The sequence below is a fragment of the Kitasatospora sp. MAA19 genome (genome assembly GCF_029894125.1).
Taxonomy (GTDB): Bacteria; Actinomycetota; Actinomycetes; order Streptomycetales; family Streptomycetaceae; genus Kitasatospora.
This window is the reverse complement of the sequence record NZ_JARXYZ010000008.1, coordinates 11,639-29,835: the sequence shown is the minus strand read 5'-3', so window position 1 is coordinate 29,835 and position 18,197 is coordinate 11,639. Positions and strand designations below refer to the sequence as shown.

At 76.0% G+C, this 18,197-nt stretch carries 10 protein-coding genes and 1 pseudogene; 10 read left to right on the top strand and 1 reads right to left on the bottom strand.

Going from position 1 to position 18,197, the window contains the following annotated elements:
- Positions 1-78: 78 nt before the first annotated feature.
- From P3T27_RS14810 to mfd, 6 genes and pseudogenes are all read left to right on the top strand, one after another.
- Positions 79-468, top strand: a pseudogene (locus P3T27_RS14810) (Gfo/Idh/MocA family oxidoreductase); the annotation flags it as partial.
- Between the two features lie 361 nt (positions 469-829).
- Positions 830-1,423: a DegT/DnrJ/EryC1/StrS family aminotransferase gene (locus P3T27_RS14805; protein WP_280678832.1), complete on the top strand. Its 594-nt coding sequence runs from the start codon at positions 830-832 to the stop codon at positions 1,421-1,423.
- Positions 1,424-1,540: 117 nt separating this feature from the next.
- Positions 1,541-2,542 carry an SMI1/KNR4 family protein gene (locus P3T27_RS14800; RefSeq protein WP_280678388.1) on the top strand — a complete coding sequence of 334 codons (1,002 nt, stop codon included), beginning with the start codon at positions 1,541-1,543 and terminating at the stop codon, positions 2,540-2,542.
- 60 nt (positions 2,543-2,602) lie between these two features.
- Positions 2,603-5,320, top strand: coding sequence for an SUKH-4 family immunity protein (locus tag P3T27_RS14795; RefSeq protein WP_280678386.1), 2,718 nt, complete (start codon positions 2,603-2,605; stop codon positions 5,318-5,320).
- Positions 5,321-5,586: 266 nt separating this feature from the next.
- Positions 5,587-6,900: a hypothetical protein gene (locus P3T27_RS14790; protein ID WP_280678380.1), complete on the top strand. Its 1,314-nt coding sequence runs from the start codon at positions 5,587-5,589 to the stop codon at positions 6,898-6,900.
- 720 nt (positions 6,901-7,620) lie between these two features.
- Positions 7,621-11,250, top strand: coding sequence for a transcription-repair coupling factor (mfd, locus tag P3T27_RS14785; RefSeq protein WP_280678378.1), 3,630 nt, complete (start codon positions 7,621-7,623; stop codon positions 11,248-11,250).
- 183 nt (positions 11,251-11,433) lie between these two features.
- Here the strand turns inward: mfd and P3T27_RS14780 are convergent, their stop codons facing one another.
- A complete protein-coding gene (locus tag P3T27_RS14780; RefSeq protein WP_280678376.1) occupies positions 11,434-12,072 on the bottom strand; it encodes a DUF4352 domain-containing protein in 639 nt (212 codons plus the stop codon).
- A 212-nt stretch (positions 12,073-12,284) separates the two neighbouring features.
- On the opposite strand from P3T27_RS14780, the gene P3T27_RS14775 reads away from it, so the two are divergent.
- The 4 genes from P3T27_RS14775 (at position 12,285) to P3T27_RS14760 (ending at position 18,197) form a co-directional block, all read left to right on the top strand.
- Positions 12,285-14,462, top strand: coding sequence for an N-6 DNA methylase (locus tag P3T27_RS14775; protein ID WP_280678374.1), 2,178 nt, complete (start codon positions 12,285-12,287; stop codon positions 14,460-14,462).
- A 156-nt stretch (positions 14,463-14,618) separates the two neighbouring features.
- Positions 14,619-15,191, top strand: coding sequence for a hypothetical protein (locus tag P3T27_RS14770; protein WP_280678372.1), 573 nt, complete (start codon positions 14,619-14,621; stop codon positions 15,189-15,191).
- 59 nt (positions 15,192-15,250) lie between these two features.
- Positions 15,251-16,864, top strand: coding sequence for a serine/threonine-protein kinase (locus P3T27_RS14765; protein ID WP_280678830.1), 1,614 nt, complete (start codon positions 15,251-15,253; stop codon positions 16,862-16,864).
- 268 nt (positions 16,865-17,132) lie between these two features.
- Positions 17,133-18,197, top strand: a complete 1,065-nt coding sequence (locus tag P3T27_RS14760; protein WP_280678370.1) for a MazG family protein — start codon at positions 17,133-17,135, stop codon at positions 18,195-18,197.

The following is an 18,197-nucleotide window of genomic DNA, read 5'->3' as shown; positions in this document are numbered from 1 at the left end:
CGTTCCCGCTGACGGCAGGACCGGTGGGGCCGGTCCGGGGCAAGCCTGTCAAACGACACCGACATCCGCACAACCGGGGTGCGGGGCGGGCGAACGGCCGTGCGGGACCGGCCGGGTGGTCACCCGATCCTCGCCGGACCGGGGCCGGATCCGCACACCGCCGTCACGACTTGTCCGCCGATTTCCCGAAACCGCCCCCGGTCGTGGGCGCGGGCGGTACCGTTCCAGGACACCGCGGCGCTGCGGCTGCACTGGCTGTGCGACCTGGACGAGGCCAAGGCCCGTACCGTGCTGGGGGAGTACAGCACGGTCGGGGCGACCGGCTCCTACCGCCGGGTGCTCGACGACGAGCGGGTCGGGGCGGTCGCGGTGGCCACGCCCGCGGCCGCGCACTACCGGCTGGTGCGGGTCGCGCTGGAGGCCGGCAAGCACGTCCTGGTGGAGAAGCCGATCACCACCTCCGCCGCCGAGGCCGCCGAGCTGGTCGACCTGGCCGAGCGCAGCGGGCTGGTGCTGATGTGCGACCACACCTTCTGCTACACCCCGGTGGTGCGCCGGATCCGCGAACTGGTGCACGGCGGCGAGATCGGCGACGTTCAGTTCTTCGACTCGGTGCGGATCAACCTCGGACTGGTGCAGCCGGACGTCGACGTGCTGTGGGACCTCGCCCCGCACGACCTGTCGGTCCTCGACTTCGTGCTGCCGCCCGGCGTCGAACCGGTCGGGGTGTCCGCCCAGGGTGCCGACCCGATCGGCGCCGGCCGGGCCTGCGTGGCGTACCTGACGGTCCGGCTGAGCAACGGCGCGCTGGCGCACGGCCCACGGACGGATCGCGGCCACCAGCTTCCACCCGGGCAAGAACCTCGGCGGCTACGGGGACGCCGGGGCGGTGCTCACCGACGACGGCGAACTCGCCGCCGCCGTCCGGCTGATCGGGGACCACGGCGCGCGCGAGAAGTACCGGCACGAGCGGTTCGGCTTCAACTTCCGGATGGACGCGCTGCAGGCCGTCGTGCTGCGGGCCGAACTGCGCCGGCTGCCCGCCTGGAACGCCGCCCGCCGGGCCGCCGCCGCCCGCTACGACGCGCTGCTCGGCGGCCTCGACGGCCTCACCCTGCCGCGCACCGCGCCCGGCAACGAGCACGTCTGGCACCTGTACGCGGTGCGGATCGGCCCCGGCCGGGACCGCGGCGCGGTGCTCGCCGAGCTGCACGCCGCCGGGATCGGCGCCGGGGTGCACTACCCCGTCCCGGTCCACCCGCAGCCCGCGTTCCGTCACCTCGGCCACCGCGCCGGGGCGTTCCCGGTCGCCGAGCGGGCCGCCCGCGAACTGCTCAGCCTGCCGCTGCACCCGCACCTCACCGAGGCCCAGCAGACCCGGGTGGCCGGGGTGCTGGCGGAGGCGCTCGGCACCCGGCTCTGACGGCCTCCCGCTCCCCGGGCCTTCTCCCCGGGCGGGGGGCCGGGCCCGGGGACGACCCCCTACGCTGGTGTCCAGCAAGCGCACCGAGAATTTGCAGCAGCCAGTGGGGGCTCCCAGATGACGACAGGTCGGCCCGGCGTCGCCGCCGCACCGAACGCGGCGTACGCAGGTCAGGTGGTGCAGTTCCCGGATCCGGTCCGCGCGGAGCGTCACCCCGCCGGGGTCCGGGTGGACGAGTACGGCTACCCGGACTTCGGCCCGTACGCCGCCGCCGCAGCCGAGGTCGCCGACCCGCCGGACGGCTTCGGCGTGGACGAGCTGCGGCTGACCGACTACGTGTCGGCCAACGCCGCGCTGTTCACCCAGGGCCACCCGCTCTGGGCCGACCTGGACACCGCCGTCGCCACCCCGCCCGGCTGGACCTGGCACCACGCGGTCGGCCGGGCCACCCCCGGCTGGCGGCGGATGGAGCTCGTCCCGGTCGAGGTCAAGGCGCTGCTGCGGCACCACGCCGGCCTGGCCATTTCCACCGCCGACCACACCCGCCGCGGCACCCGCCCGCTGCAGGAGCGCCGCCCGGTGCACTTCTCGCTGACCAAGGACGGCGGCGATCCGATCGGCGTCGCCGAGGACCTGGTGCAGCGCGCCGAGGAGCGCCTCGGCTACCGGCTGCCCGGCGCCTACCGCACCTTCCTCAAGCTGGGCGGCGGCCGCACCCCGGTCGGGGTGGCGCTGGACACCGAGCTCGGCATGCTGCTCGACCAGCCCTTCCTGACCCTCAGCGAGGAGTACGGCGTCCAGGACGTCGTGTACGCCAACAAGTGCCTGCGCGACCACCTGACCAAGGACTACCTGGGCGTCGCCTACGCGCAGGGCGGCATCGTCGCGCTCAAGGTGCGCGGCGACCGGATCGGCTCGGTCTGGTTCCACCTGTACGACGACGCCCGCGACACCGGTGCGCCGGAAGCCCCGGAGGAGCGCTGCGCCCGGCTGCTGCTGCCCTGCGGCGAGGACTTCGACGCCTTCCTGCTGCGGCTGGCCGGCAGCCCGCCGGAGCTGGAGACGGTCGCGGAGCTGATGGTGGACGGCGGGTTCGCCCGGGCCGTCCCGGTGGGCTGACGTGGCCGCGGTGGTGGAACGAGCGGGGACGACGAGGATGGGGACAGGGGTGAACCGGGCGTGGTGACGTACGCGCAGGCGCAGGAGCTCGCCGAGGAGTGGATCAACGGCGGGGTGCCGCAGCCGCAGCAGCGCGAGGTGCGGGTCCGGGAGTTCGACCTGGGCTTCGTCTGCTGGGCGGTGGCGCCCGCGGACGGGCCGTCGGGCCCCGCGGGTGCGGCGGACGGCTCGGCGGGCGAGGCACGACTGGTGATCGCCCGGGACTCCGGCGCGACCACGCTCTGGCCCGCGCTGCCCGTCAACGAGGTGGTCCGGCAGTACGAGGAGGTGTACGGGCGGCCGGTCGCGGCCAACCCGGCGGGGGCGGCGAAGCCCGCGCCCGGGCCGGTCGAGGCGACGTCCTTCCTGCTCAGCCCGCCGCAGTGGCTGCAGGAGGCGGGGGCCGCGGCGATCGCGGCGGAGGCGGAGCGGCTGGGGGCCGCCGGTGCTCCTGCTGCCGCTGCTCCCGCCCCGGCTCCGGCTCCGGCGTCCGCGCCGGCTCCGGTTCCGGCCCCTGCGCCGGTGCCGGTCGCCGAGTGGCCCGCGCCCGCCGTTCTGACCGCTCCGCCGGTCTCCGACCGGCCCGCCGGGGACGCGCCGACCATGCTCGCCCCGCCGGCCGGCCCCGCCGAGCCCGCCGTCGGGCCGCAGGCTCCGGCCCCCGTGCCGGTCCCGCCGCCGGGCGTGCCGGTCCCGCCGCCGGGCGTGCCGGTGCCGCCGGCCGGCGGCGAGGCGGCCACCGTCCTGATGCCCGAGGGCCTGCGGACCACCGGGTCCGACCTGCCCGACGCGCCCGCGCCCGCCGGGGCCGAGGCCGCGACCATGCTGATGCCGCCGGAGGGCGGCGGCTACGGCATGCCGCCGGTGCCGCCGGCCGCCGCCCAGGCTCCGCCGTGGCCCGCGCCCGTACCCGCCGCCTCCCCGCAGCCGCCCGCGCCCGCCGCGGCCGCCGAGCCGGCGCCGACGCTGCTCGCGTCGCCGGACGCCGTGCCGGGGCTGATGGGCCTGCCGGGCGCGCCCTCCGCGCCGCCTGCACAACCTGCGCCTCCGGCTCCTCCTGCGCCCGTGGAGCACGCGCCGACCATGCTGGCCCCGCCCGGCGGGGTGCCCGGTGCGCCGTCGGCGTCCTCCGCCCCGGCCGAGCACGCGCCGACCGTACTCGCCGCGCCCGGCGATCTCCCCGGACCGGGCGGCCTGCCCGGCGCCCCGGCCCCCGGCGCGCCCGCCGCCCCGGTGGCCGGCGAGGCGCCGCAGGGTGCGCGCGGCCGCAACCCGGGGTCGGCTCCGCCGCCGCCCCCGCCGGCCGCGCTGCGCGGCGGTGCGCCCGGTCCGGGCGCCGCGCCCGGTGGTGCGTCGGGCCGCAACCCCGGCTCCGCCCCGCCGCCGCCCCCGCCCGCCGAGCTGCGGCACACCCCGGGCACCGGCACGCCCGCCGCGAGCCCCGGCGGCCGCGCCGCCGGATCGACCCCGCCGCCCCCGCCCCCGCCAGGCCTGCGCGGAGGCGCCCCGGCGGCCCAAGCCGCGCCCGCGGCCGGTGTGGCCTACGAGGCGACCCAGCTGGCCGGCGCGATCGACCCGGCGCTGCTGGGCGCCGCCCCGGCCGACCCGGGCACCCCGCCGTCCGGCGGCCCCGCCGTCCCGCCGCCGCCCGGTGGCCTGGCGGCCCCCGCCGCGCCCGTGGCCGGGTACGGCTACCCGAACGCGGGCGCCGCCGTCCCGCCGGCGCCGGTGCCCGGCCCGCCGCCGGGCGCGGCCGTGCCCCCCGGGGTGCCGGCGGTCGGCCCCGGCTACTTCGCCGCGCTCAGCTACCGGGGCCCGGACGGCTCCGAGCAGAAGCTGCTGCACCGCAGCGAGCCCGGCACCCCGCATCCGGAGTGGAAGATCCTGCAGGACCTGCGGCGGCTGAACGTGCCGCCGGAGCAGGTGCTGGAGCTCTACACCGAGCTGGAGTCCTGCGACCTGCCCGGTGGCTACTGCAACCGCATGATCGCCGCGTCCTGGCCGAACGTGCGGCTCACCCACACCGCCGCGTACGGCCGCGACCACGCGTCCCGGCAGGCCGGGATGGCCGAGCTGCTCGACCACCTGGACGAGCTGCACCAGCTGGCCTCCGGCGCCCAGCGGGTCCGCCCGTTCCGGGTGCCGCTGCCCGCGCCGGGGACGGTCCAGCCGCTGCCGCCGCTCCCGCCGCAGCAGCTCGCCCAGGAGCTCGGGACGGCCTTCGGGCCGAACGTGTTCCGCTACGAGCAGCGCGCGGTCTCGCGCCAGGGCGTGCCCGAGCCGGTGTCGCAGTCCCTGATGTGGGCCGGGCTGCCGCGCGACTTCGGCCCGTTCTTCTGGGCGCAGGCGCAGGAGGGCCGGCCGATCCCGACGCTCGCCGAGCTGGCCGCCGAGCGCGGTCTGCCCGCGGCGCCGGACTTCGGCGGCTACCTGGTGCTCGGCAACGACTACGGCCGCCAGCTCTGCGTCCAGTACGGCACCGCGAACGTGGTCGCCGTGGACGTCGACGGAACCGGTCAGCCGCCCCGGTTCGTCAACACCGGTGTACCGGAGTTCGTCCGTGCGATGGCCCTGCTGGGTCGGATGTGGCGGCTGCGGTACGGGCTGACGCCTGACCAGGCCGGTCGTTGGACGACCGACTTCCAGGAGCAGCTCGCCGCGATCGACCCGGCGGCCCTGCAGACCGCGGACACTTGGTGGGCCGTGCTGCTGGAGCAGTTCTGGGACGGCCTGTTGTAGCAGGTCGTCGCGGATCCTCGCAGGTGGGGAGGGGTCGTTCCGGTGTCCGGAACGACCCCTCCGGCATGCCGTCACGGTGGTGCCTCGTTGGGGTTTCGCCCAGATCTGCGCAAAATAGGTCAAGAGGATGGGTCTATTCGTCCGGTCCTCGACGTATTCCGGTCCGCCTGACGACCGAATCCGGCCCCGGCGGCCGAACCGGTTCCGGATCCGTCCGTTCCGTCCGATCATGGGCTCCGCAGCCCGCGACACGAGGGGAAGAGCCCATGAGCGACGCCGTCCCCCAGTACGGCTTCACCGCTGCCCGGCGCGGATACGCGCCCGAGCAGGTCGACCGAGCCCTCACCGCGCTCACCGCGCAGCGCGACGAGGCGTGGGAACGGCTGAGCGTCCTCGGCGCCGGGCTCCGGCAGATGGAGGCCCGGCTGGCCGACATCCGTCGGGCCGCCGAGGACGCCCCGGAGCCCGACTACGAGGTCCTCAGCGAGCAGGCCGCCGGACTGGCCGTGCTGGCCCAGAACGAGGCGCGCGCCGTCCGGGACAAGGCCGAGCGCTTCGCCGAGGACCTCCGGGACGAGGTCTACGAGGCCGGCCAGGCGCTCGACCGCACCGCCAAGGAGTACTCCACCACCACCCGCGCCGAGGCCGACCAGGCCGCCCGGCGCACCGAGGAGCGCACCCGCGCCGAGGCCGAGGGCGTCCGCGCCGAGGCCGACCAGGAGAGCCGCAACGCCCGGGACGCCGCCACCTCCTACGCCGCCAAGGTGCGGGTGGCCGCCGCCGAGGCGAGCGAGCAGTCCGAGGCGGAGCTGGCCGACCGGCGCCGCAAGGCCGACGAGGACTTCGCCGAGGCCCAGGCCAAGGCCGACGCCGAGGACACCCAGGTCTCGGCGACCGCCGAGCGCCGGGTCAAGGAGGCCGAACAGCACCGGGACACCGTGCTCGGCCAGATCAAGCAGCTGGAGACCGACGCCCAGGCCAAGGCCGACCAGATGATCGAGCAGGCCCGCCGGGAGGCCGAGCGGATCAACGCGGAGAGCGAGCGCGAGCAGCGCGAGTTCGACGGTCGGCTGGAGACCGTGCAGCAGCACCTGGACCACATCAAGGCCACGCTGGCCTCGCTCACCGGCGCGGCGGTCGGCGCGATCGAGCCCGACCACCCGGCGGTGGACGCCGAGCCGGTCGCCGACGTGGTGGCCGATGCGGTCGTCGACGCGGCGCCGGTGGACTCGGAGGCGGACACCGGCGAGATCCCGGTGGCGGGCCTGCGGAAGGTCGTCGCGCCGGCGGCGCGGGAGAAGACGTCGACGGCCGCGCTGCGGATGCCGGTCGTCGGCGGGGCCTCCGGCTCCGGCGGGACGGCCGCCGCCGCGGTGGCGACCGGTCCGGTCGCGCCGGCCGCCGTCCCGCCGAAGCCGGCCGGACTGCCCCGGCCGGCGGCCGACGGCGACGGCGACGGCGAAGGCGAAGGCGTCGAGAAGGAGCCGCAGGACGAGACCCGGATCATCCCGAAGATCGTCATCGTGGACGACGGCGTCGGCTACGCCCCCCCGAACACCGTGAGCTACAAGCGCCGCTGAGCCTGACGTCGGCGCTCGCGTCGACGCCTGCGCCGTCGGCCGGCCCGCGTTCGGCTGGGTGCGTTCCGCGCCCCGGGCCCCGACCGCCCCCATCGGGCGGCCGGGCCAGCGCGTCGGAGCGGACCTCCGGCGGCCCGCGTCACCGCGGCAGGCGCCGGGGCTGGGGCCGGCAGGGCTCCGGGAAAGAGTTGAGGCCGAGACCCGTGGCGCCCTCCAGGAAAGGGCGCCACGGTTCCCGGCGCTTGGGCGGGCGCCCCCACCCAGGGTCGCCCGGCCTCGCACCTCCGACCCCCATCGGGGGTGCGACAGTGCCGCCACAGCCATCCCCCACGGTTGGGTGCGGCGGGCACATTCACCATGGTGCGCGATCTCCATGGACGGGCAGTGACAGGAGTATGTCCAGTTCGTGGCAGATCGCGGAGCCGGACCTTGACCGGCGTGTGGCTGGTTCGTCCACCGGCCGGTCCGGTGCTCCGTCCAGTGGTTCGTCCGCGGTCCCGTCGCGGGCTCCGGCCGGGATGCGTCCGGGGTCCGTTCGCCGGGCGGGACGGTCGTTCGTTCCCGCCCGGCCCCGCCGGGGCCGTACGCCGCGTGCCCGTCCGTGCCGCGGCGTAGGCTGGATACCCCCGGCCGCTCGGCGTGCCGGGCCGTTCGCGTTGCCCCGGCAGGCCTTCGCCGCCCGGAGGCAGCACCAGCCACGGGACGAAGAAGAGACCCCAGATGAGTCTGACCGGACTGCTCGATGTCGTCGCGCGCGATGCGGCGCTCGCCGAGGCCATCGAGGCGGCGACCGCCACCGGAGCCGCCGCCGGCGGCCGCCGCCACCTGGACCTGGTCGGACCGCCCGCCGCCCGGCCGTTCGCGATCGCCGCGCTGGCCCGCGCGCTCGCCGGCCAGGCCGGCGGCGACCGGGGCCGCCCGGTGCTCGCCGTCACCGCGACCGGCCGGGAGGCCGAGGACCTCGCGGCCTCGCTGCGCTCGCTGCTGCCGCCCGACGCCGTCGCCGAGTACCCGGCCTGGGAGACGCTGCCGCACGAGCGGCTGTCGCCCCGCTCGGACACCGTCGGGCGCCGGCTGGCCGTGCTGCGCCGGATCGTGCACCCGCGGGCGGACGACCCGGCGGCCGGTCCGGTGCAGGTGGTCGTCGCGCCGGTCCGCTCGGTGCTGCAGCCGCAGGTGAAGGGGCTGGCCGAGCTGGAGCCGGTGGCCGTCCGGCGCGGCGAGTCGCACGACCTGGAGGAGGTCGCCCGCCGGCTCTCCGCCGCCGCCTACGCCCGCGTCGAACTGGTCGAGAAGCGCGGCGAGTTCGCCGTCCGCGGCGGCATCCTGGACGTCTTCCCGCCGACCGAGGAGCACCCGCTGCGGGTGGAGTTCTGGGGCGACGAGGTCGAGGAGATCCGCTACTTCAAGGTCGCCGACCAGCGCTCGCTGGAGATCGCCGAGCACGGCCTGTGGGCGCCGCCCTGCCGCGAGCTGCTGCTCACCGACGAGGTGCGGGCGCGGGCCGCCGAGCTGGCCGTCGAGCACCCCGGGCTGGCCGAGATCCTGGACAAGATCGCCGAGGGCATCGCGGTCGAGGGCATGGAGTCGCTGGCGCCCGTCCTGGTGGACGACATGGAACTGCTGGTGGACGTGCTGCCGCTCGGCTCGGTCGCCGTGGTCTGCGACCCCGAGCGGGTCCGCACCCGGGCCGCCGACCTGGTGGCGACCAGCCAGGAGTTCCTGCACGCCTCCTGGGTGGCGGCCGCGGCCGGCGGGGACCGGCCGATCGACCTGGAGACCATCGACGTCTCCGCCGCCTCGCTGCGCTCGCTCGCCGACGTGCGCGAGCACGCCGCCGAGATCGGCCTGCCCTGGTGGTCGGTCAGCCCGTTCGCGACCAGCGAGTCCACGGTCAACGAGGTGCTGGAGTTCGACGCCAACACCCTGACCCTCGGCATGCACGCCGTCGAGGCCTACCGGGGCGACACCGCCCGGGCGATCGCCGACGCCAAGGAGCGGCTGGCCGCGGACTGGCGGGTCGTCATGGTGACGGAGGGTCACGGTCCCGCCTCCCGGCTCGCCGAGGTGCTCGGCAACGAGGGCATCCCGGCCCGACTGGTCGCCGACCTCGCCGAGGCGCCCACCCGGGACGTCGTCTACGTCTCCTGCGGCTCGATCGAGCACGGCTTCGTCGACGAGGACCTCAAGCTCACCGTCATCACCGAGACCGACCTGTCCGGCCAGAAGTCCTCCACCAAGGACATGCGCCGGATGCCGTCCCGCCGCCGCAACGCGATCGACCCGCTGGCCCTGGCCGCCGGCGACTACGTCGTCCACGAGGCGCACGGCGTCGGCAGGTACGTCGAGATGGTGCAGCGCACCGTCCAGGGCGCCACCCGCGAGTACCTGGTGCTGGAGTACGCCCCGGCCAAGCGCGGCCACCCCGGCGACCGGCTCTTCGTGCCGACCGACCAGCTCGACCAGGTCACCAAGTACGTCGGCGGCGAGGCCCCGACGCTGCACCGGCTCGGTGGCGCCGACTGGGCGAAGACCAAGCAGCGGGCCAAGAAGGCGGTCAAGGAGATCGCCGCCGACCTGATCAAGCTGTACTCGGCCCGGATGGCCGCCCCCGGGCACACCTTCGGCCCGGACACCCCGTGGCAGCGCGAACTGGAGGACGCCTTCCCGTACGCGGAGACGCCGGACCAGCTGACCACCATCGCCGAGGTCAAGTCCGACATGGAGAAGTCCGTCCCGATGGACCGGCTGATCTGCGGCGACGTCGGCTACGGCAAGACCGAGATCGCGGTCCGGGCCGCCTTCAAGGCGGTGCAGGACGGCAAGCAGGTGGCGGTGCTGGTGCCGACCACGCTGCTGGTGCAGCAGCACTTCTCGACCTTCGCCGAGCGGTACGCCAACTTCCCGGTGACGGTGAAGGCGCTGTCCCGGTTCCAGACCGACAGCGAGGCCAAGGCCGTGCTGGAGGGCCTGTTCGAGGGCTCGGTGGACGTCGTCATCGGCACTCACCGGCTGTTCTCGTCCGAGACCAGGTTCAAGGACCTCGGTCTGGTCATCGTCGACGAGGAGCAGCGGTTCGGCGTCGAGCACAAGGAACAGCTGAAGAAGCTGCGCGCCAACGTCGACGTGCTCACCATGTCCGCGACCCCGATCCCGCGGACCCTGGAGATGGCCGTCACCGGCATCCGCGAGATGTCCACCATCACCACCCCGCCGGAGGAGCGGCACCCGGTGCTGACCTTCGTCGGCCCCTACGACGAGAAGCAGATCTCGGCCGCGATCCGGCGTGAACTCCTGCGCGAGGGCCAGGTGTTCTACATCCACAACCGGGTGGAGTCGATCGACAAGGCGGCCGCCCGGCTCAAGGACCTCGTCCCCGAGGCGCGGGTCGCCACCGCGCACGGGCAGATGGGGGAGACCCAGTTGGAGAAGGTCGTCGTCGACTTCTGGGAGAAGGAGTTCGACGTCCTGGTGTCGACCACGATCGTGGAGTCCGGCATCGACATCTCCAACGCCAACACCCTGATCGTCGAGCGCGGTGACACCTTCGGCCTCTCCCAGCTGCACCAGCTGCGCGGCCGGGTCGGACGCGGCCGCGAGCGCGGCTACGCGTACATGCTGTACCCGCCGGAGAAGCCGCTCACCGAGACCGCGCACGAGCGCCTGGCCACCATCGCCCAGCACACCGAGATGGGCGCCGGCATGTACGTGGCGATGAAGGACCTGGAGATCCGCGGCGCCGGGAACCTGCTCGGCGGCGAGCAGTCCGGGCACATCGCGGGCGTCGGCTTCGACCTCTACATGCGGATGGTCGGCGAGGCGGTGGCCGAGTTCCGCGAGTCGCTGGCGAACGGCGGCGAGCCGGAGGAGGAGCCGCTGGAGGTGAAGATCGAGCTGCCGGTCGACGCGCACGTGCCGCACGACTACGCGCCCGGCGAGCGGCTGCGGCTGCAGGCGTACCGCTCGATCGCGGCGGTCAACTCGGAGGCGGACATCCAGCAGGTCCGGGACGAACTCGTCGACCGCTACGGCAAGTTGCCCGAGCCGGTGGAGAACCTGCTGCTGGTCGCGGCGCTGCGGCTGTACGCCCGGCGGTGCGGCATCTCGGACATCACCCTGCAGGGGGCCAACGTCCGGTTCGGGCCGGTGGAGCTGCGGGAGTCCCAGCAGCTGCGGCTGAACCGGCTCTACCCGCGCAGCCAGGTCAAGGCGGCCGCCCAGCAGCTGCTGGTGCCGCGGCCGAGCACCGGGCGGATCGGCGGCAAGCCGCTGGTCGGGCGGGAACTGCTGGGCTGGTGCAGCGAGTTCCTGTCGGCGATGTTCGACGACCTGGCGGGGGCGAAGAAGTAGCACCCGCGAGGGGGCGGGGCCGGACGGGCCCCGGAGGAAGTCGGCGGCGGTCCCGGGCTCGGCCCGGGGCCGCCGTTCCGTGTCTTCGGGTGTCGACCGTGGCCCGCGTGCGGTGGTGCGGGTGCGGGCGCTTCGGGGGTGGCGGCTGTGAACAGGGGTGTCGGCCGGGTATCAGCCGGTGTGTCAGCCGATCTTCCACTGGCCGACCTGGTTGGCGAAGCCGTTGTCCAGGGCGAACTGGACCTTGTCGAGCTTGGCGTCGACCGGGACCTCGAAGGTGACGAAGCCCTTGCCGGTCTCGCCGGGGGCGATGTTGGTGGGGGTCTGGAAGGCGGGGCCGGCCTTGGTCTCGGCGAGGCTCGGGCCGTACGCCTGGCCCTGGGCGTCCACGACCTTGGCGCTGCCCCAGGGGGCCTCGCTGTAGGCCTGGGCGCCGGTGGCCTTGATCTGGAACTGGACCGCGACGTAGCGCTTGCCGTCGGCGGGCTTGAGGTACTCGTTCGCGCTCTCGGCCGGGTCGGCCACCTTCACGGTGGTGACGTCGGCGGTGTTGCCCTTGTCCATGCCCTTGAGCGCGATGGTGTCGCCCACCTTGGCCGGGGCCTTGGGTGCGTCGGCGGCCTTGGTCTCGGCGGGCTTGTCCCCGGCGGGCTTGGCGGCGCCACCGGTGGCGGCGGTCTGCTTGGCCTCGGTCGAGACGGAGGCGCCGCCGGTGGAGTTGCAGGCCGTCGCGGTGAGGGTGACCAGCGCGGCGCCCAGCAGCAGGGCGGCGGTGCGGCGGGTGGCGGCGCGGCGGGCGGTGGTGCGGGCGGTGGCGGACATGGCGGGTGCTCCCGAGTCGTCGGTGTCTTCCTGGTGGTCGCCCCCTGCTCGGTGGCGACGGAGAGATCACACCACTGATCCGTGAACCATGTCAATGAGATTTCATGAAACCTCTCTGTTCACATGTGAACTCCGTTGGACGAGCGCATCGCTATGCTGTGTGATCACACCTCCCGCCCTCCGGGTTCGCCCGCGCCGCCGAAGGAGCCCCCGTGCCGGACCGTCCCGAAGTGACCGCCGTCGAGATCGCCCGGCTGGCCGGCGTCGGCCGGGCCGCGGTCAGCAACTGGCGCCGCCGCCACCCCGACTTCCCCCTCCCGGTCGGCGGCACCGACGCCAGCCCGACCTTCGCCCTCGGCGAGGTCGAGTCCTGGCTGCGCGCCCAGGGCAAGATCGCCGAACTCCCGCTGCTGGAGCGGGTCTGGCAGCTCGTCGACACCCTCCGCGACCCGGCCGGCCACCCCGCCGCCCCACTGGTCGAGGCCGGCGCCCTCCTCCTGCTGCTGCACCGCGCCCCCGACCGCTGGACCGAACTCGCCGACCAGCCGGACACCCGCCTCGCCACCGCGCTGCCCCGGGCCGTCGCCGACACCGCTGTTCACACCTTCGGTGCGGACGGCCCCCGCGCCCTCCGCCTGACCGGCCTGCTCGGCAGTACCCAACTGGACCTAGCCCGCCTGCTCGCCGCCCTCGCGGCCGAGGCCGGTCCGGCCGGCGCGTACGAGCAGCTGCTCACCCGGTACGCCGAGGCCAACACCCGCCAGCTCAGCCCCACCCCGCCGGAGGCCGCCGACCTGCTCGCCGCCGTCGCCGGCGTCCCCGCCACCGTGCTCGACCCGGCCGTCGGCCTCGGCGCCGTCCTGCTCGCCCACCCGTCCACCACCGGCCGCTACGGGCAGGACGCCGACCCGGTGATCGGCGCCCTCGCCCAGCTCCGGCTCGCCCTGCACACTCCCGCCGGCGAGCCCGGCCCGCTCCCGCTCGCCCTGCGCACCGGCGACGCCCTGCGCGCCGACGGCTACCCCGGCGACACCTTCGAGGCGGTGCTCTGCCAGCCCCCGTACAACGAGCGGGACTGGGGGCACGACGAGTTGCAGTACGACACCCGCTGGCCGGGCGGGCTCGTCCCGCCACGCGGCGAATCCGAGCTCGCCTGGGTGCTGCACTGCCTCGCCCACACCCGCCCCGGCGGCCTCACCGCCCTGCTGCTGCCCCCCACCGTCGCCAGCCGCCGGGCCGGCCGGCGCATCCGGGCCGAACTGCTCCGCTCCGGCGCGCTGCGCGCCGTCGTCGCGCTGCCCGCCGGCGCCGCCCCGCCGTACGGCGTCCCGCTGCACCTCTGGGTGCTCCGCGCGCCCCGGCCGGGGGACGACTTCCGCCAGGTCCTGCTGCTCGACGCCGGTGCGGCGGGCGCGGCCGGTGCGGCGTGGGCGTCGCAGGCGGGGGCGTCCGGGCCGTCCGGGGCGACGGCCGAGGGCGGCCGGGACAAGGTCGACTGGCCCGCACTGCGGCGGACCGTCCTCGACGCCTGGCGCGGCTTCGACCTGGCCGCCCGCGAGGGCCTGCCGCTGCCCGCCGACCGTCCGGGCGTCCACCGGGCGGTGGCCGCCATCGACCTGCTCGACGACGAGACCGACCTCTCCCCGGCCCGCCACGTCCCGCCGGCCGCCCCGGTCGGCGGCGCGGCCGAACTCTCCCACCTCGGCGGCCGGTTGGCCGAGCTCCTGGCCGGCCTCGACGACCCCGCCGCACTGCTGCCGGAGCCCGGGGCCGGATCCGTCGCCGGCGCGGCCCCCGCCGGTGTCGTCTCGGTCGGCGAACTGGTCCGCGCCGGTGCGCTGGAGGTGTACTCCTCCGGCACCGGTGCCGCCACCCGCCCGGTCGGCGTCACCCCCGGTGGCACCCCCGTCCTGACCGACCAGGACCTCGTCGCCGGCAACCCGCCCAGCGCCGTCCTCGGCACCGCCACCGGCCCCGCCGGCGACGTCCGCACCCGCCCCGGCGACGTCCTCGTCCCCGCCCTCGGCGGCGGCACCGCCCGCGTCGTCCCCGCCGAAGGCCCGCTGCTCGGCGCCGCCCTCGGCCGCCAACTCCACCTGCTCCGGCCCGATCCGACCGTCCTCGACCCGGAGTTCCTGGCCGGCCACCTCCGCTCCACCGCCGGTACCCGGCGCGCCGCCAGTCACGCCACCACCACCGCCCGCCTCGACATCCGCCGCGTCGAACTGCCCCGCCTCCCGCTCCCCGCCCAGCAGCGGCTCGGCGTCGCGTTCGCCCGCCTCGCCGCCTTCGACACCGCCCTCGGCCAGGCTGCCGCGCTCGCCCACACCCTGGCCCAGGCGGCGACGGACGCCCTCGCGACGGGCGCGCCGACACCGCCGGCCGACTGACCTGACGCCCGCTCAAACCCGGCTTCGCACCTGACCTCGGACCCGACCTCAAGCCGACCGGACGGAAGCCCTCCGGGCCGACGGGGCAGGGCGGTACGGTGTGCTGGGCCGTCCGCGCCGCGGCCGGCGTCGGTCCTCACCAGCTCAGGAGCGCACATGTCAGGGCAGTACCCCGGGCAGTTCGGACCGCCGCCCGGAGGGACTCCGCACCGCCCCGGACCGGAGCCGATACCGGGCCGGTTCGGCGTGCCCGGTCGGGTGCTCTGCGCGCTGGCCCCGCTGCTGTCGGTCGGCCTGCTCGGGGTGGTCCCCTCGCTGCTGCTGGCGGTCCGCCGCCGGCGGGCCTACGACATCGTGGGCGCGGGGGTGTTCTGTGCGCTGCTGCTGACCGTGTTCGTCTCCGCCGGGATCGCCGGCAGCCTGCAGGACCCGACGGCCGACGCCACCGGCCAGACCACGCTGATCGTGCTCTGGTTCGCGGCCCCGGTGCACTACCTGGTGATGGACAGTCGCGCGGTCTGGCAGGCCGGCCGGCCCCGGCCCGCCGCGCCGTACCTCTCGCCGTACGCGGTCACCATGCCCGGGTACGGCACCCCGGTGGCCCCCGCCGCGCCCATCGCCGCTCCGGTCGCTCCCGTCGCCCCGGTCGCCCCCGCCGCCGAGACCGCGCACGACCTGCGCCAACTCGGCGAACTGCTGCGCCGCCAGGCCCGCGAGGACCGGCCGTGACCGCCGCCAGACTGATCGACGGCCGCTACCGGCTCACCGAGAAGATCGGCCACGGCGGCATGGGCCAGGTCTGGGCCGGCCACGACGAGCGCCTGCACCGTCCCGTCGCGGTCAAGCTGCTCCGCCCCGACCGCCTCCTGTCCGGCGGCACCGGGCCCGCCGCCGGCGGCCTCGGCACCGGCACGGCCGGCGAACGCCGCCGCCACGGCGACGAGTTGCGCCGCCGGTTCCTGCGCGAGTGCCGCGTCACGGCCGCCCTCGACCACCCCGGCCTGGTCACCGTCTTCGACGCCGGCGAGGACGGGGGCGAGCTCTACCTCGTCATGCAGCGCGTCCCCGGCGTCAGCCTCGCCGACCTCATCGCGGAGGACGCGCCGTTCCCGATCGAGCGCGCGGTGGCCGTCGCCGCCCAGCTCTGCACCGCGCTGGCCGCCGTCCACGCCGTCCCGGTCGTCCACCGCGACCTCAAGCCCAGCAACGTCATGGTCCGCGACGACGGCCGCACCGTCCTGCTCGACCTCGGCATCGCCACCGCGCTCGACACCGAGACCACCCGCCTCACCCTCACCGGCGTGCCCATCGGCAGCCCCTCCTACATGGCCCCCGAACAGGCCCTCGCCGCCACCACCGACCCGCGCAGCGACCTCTACGCCCTCGGCTGCCTCCTGCACGAGATGCTCGCCGGCGAGGAGCCGTTCCGGGCACCCACCGCCCTCGGCGTCCTGCGCCGGCACGTCGACGAACCGCCCGTACCGCTGCGCGACCTGCGCCCCGAGGTGCCGCCGCCGCTCGAACGGCTCGTCCTCGACCTGCTCGCCAAACAGCCCGCCGACCGCCCCGCCGACGCCCAGGCCGTGTACGCGCGGCTGCTCCCCCTGCTGCCCGCCGCCGAAGCCGCCCCGCAGCCCCGCTACCCGGCCCTGCCCGACCCGGCGCGCCCGTACCGCTTCCCGCACCAGCCGCAGCCGGCCGCCGCACCCGCCGCACCCGTCGCACCCGCCGCGACTCCGCTGCTCCGCTCCGAGCCGCGACCCTTCCTGATGGCCGCCGTCCCCCCACCCCCGGCGCCCGCCGCGCCTCCCGCCGCCCCCGACCTCGGCGCGGAGTGCGCCCGGCTCTCCGACCTCGTCGACGCCGGACACCACGGCGAGGTCCTCGGCCTCGCCGCCCGACTGCTGCCCCGCGCCGAGGCCGAACTCGGCGACGGCGCCCCGCTGGTGCGCACCATCCGCACCATCTACGCCCGCACCCTCCTCCACGAGGGCCACCCCCACCAGGCCCTCCCCGAGTACCGCCGCCTGGCCGCCACCGCCGACGGCGGCCCGCACGGCCCCCAGGGCCTCGACCACCGCTACCGCGCCGCCGTCTGCCTCGACCAGCTCGGGCACGGCCCCGACGCGCTCGCCGAGTACCAGGCCCTGCTCGCCGCCCACACCGCCCGCCTCGAAGCCGGCCTCGACACCGACCCCGAACGCGGCTACGACCTGCGCGAACGCATCGGTCTGCGCCTCGCCGCCACCGGCGACACCGAGAGCGCCTGGCAGTGGCTGCTCCAACTCCTCTTCGAACGCGAACGCCGCGACGGCCCCCACCACCCCGCCGTCCGCCGCCTCCGCCAGTCCCTCGACACCCTCCACCCCCACCGCCCCACCCCCTGGCCACCCGCCTCCTAGAGCCCGCCCGCACACCCCCGCGCGCAGGCCCGCCGGGACTATCACGATCTAGGTGTACGGCACCCGGTGGGCGTGGCGGCGTCGGGGTGCGGGGATGGCGAGGCGGAGGAGGGACGCGATGCAGCGGGGGCACCTGTCGGCCGGAGGCTGGGGGAGCGTCGGCGCGTGGACGCGAGTGTGAAGACGGTCCCGAGGAGGCCGGCCGCCGAGAGCGCTGCGTCCCCGCCTCCGCTGGGTGGGGGTGGCGGTGGCGGGTAGGTTCGGGGGTGTGACGACGAATGTTCCGGGCGCGAAGCTGATTCTGCTGACGACCACCCATCGGGTGGCTCCCGGGTTGCTGGCGTGGCCGGCGTGGGAGGCGTTGCGGTCGGCCGGGCGGGTGCTGGTGGGGGAGGCGGGGCATCCGCAGGTGGCGGCGGTGCGGCAGGCCGGGGTGGAGGTGGAGGTCGTGCCGGCCGGGTCGGCGCCGGCGCTGGCGCGGTTGCTGACCGGGCAGCCGGCGGAGGCGGGGCCGACGGTGTGGCTGGGGAGCCCGGACGGGGATCCGGGGCTGACGGACGCGCTGGCGCGGTTGGCGGTGGAGCACGCGGGCGAGGTGCCGGAGATCGAGGTGCTGCCGGGGTCGTACGACCTGCCGGGGGCGCGCCTGCTGGACCTGGCGTCGGTGATGGACCGGCTGCGGTCGCCGGGCGGCTGCCCGTGGGACGCCGAGCAGACGCACGAGAGCCTGGTGAAGTACCTGGTCGAGGAGGCCTACGAGCTGGTCGAGGCGATCGAGGAGGGGGACCGGGAGACGCTGCGCGAGGAGCTGGGCGATGTGCTGCTCCAGGTGTTCTTCCATTCCCGGATCGCCGAGGAGCACCCGTCGGAGGCGTTCTCGATCGACGACGTGGCCGGTGACATCGTCGAGAAGCTGATGTACCGGCATCCGCACGTGTTCGGGGACGTCGAGGCGGCGGGCGCCGCCGAGGTGGAGGCGACCTGGGAGCAGCTGAAGGCGGCCGAGAAGGCGGACCGGGAGTCGGTGCTGGACGGCGTGCCGGCCGGGCTGCCGTCGCTGGCGTACGCGGCGAAGCTGGTGTCGCGGGTGCGCCGGGCGGGGTTCGCGGGCGTGCCGGACGAGCCGTACGAGCTGCCGGTGGAGCTGACGGCGGCCTCGGCGGGCCGGCTGCTGCTGGCGGTGGCGCAGCGGGCGCACGACGCCGGGGTGGACGTGGACGCGGCGCTGCGGTCGGCCGCGCGCGGCTACCGGGACGCAGTGCGCGCGGCCGAGGGGCTCAAGCCGGCCGAGGGGCTCAAGCCGGCCGAGGGGCTCAAGCCGGCCGACGAGTAG

Excerpts from the sequence above, each read along its gene's own strand:
- P3T27_RS14790 (WP_280678380.1), top strand. The coding sequence starts at position 5,587 with ATGAGCGACGCCGTCCCCCAGTACGGCTTCACCGCTGCCCGGCGCGGA.
- P3T27_RS14765 (WP_280678830.1), top strand. The coding sequence starts at position 15,251 with ATGGGCCAGGTCTGGGCCGGCCACGACGAGCGCCTGCACCGTCCCGTC.
- P3T27_RS14800 (WP_280678388.1), top strand. The coding sequence starts at position 1,541 with ATGACGACAGGTCGGCCCGGCGTCGCCGCCGCACCGAACGCGGCGTAC.
- P3T27_RS14770 (WP_280678372.1), top strand. The coding sequence starts at position 14,619 with ATGTCAGGGCAGTACCCCGGGCAGTTCGGACCGCCGCCCGGAGGGACT.
- mfd (WP_280678378.1), top strand. The coding sequence starts at position 7,621 with ATGAGTCTGACCGGACTGCTCGATGTCGTCGCGCGCGATGCGGCGCTC.
- P3T27_RS14780 (WP_280678376.1), bottom strand. The coding sequence starts at position 12,072 with ATGTCCGCCACCGCCCGCACCACCGCCCGCCGCGCCGCCACCCGCCGC.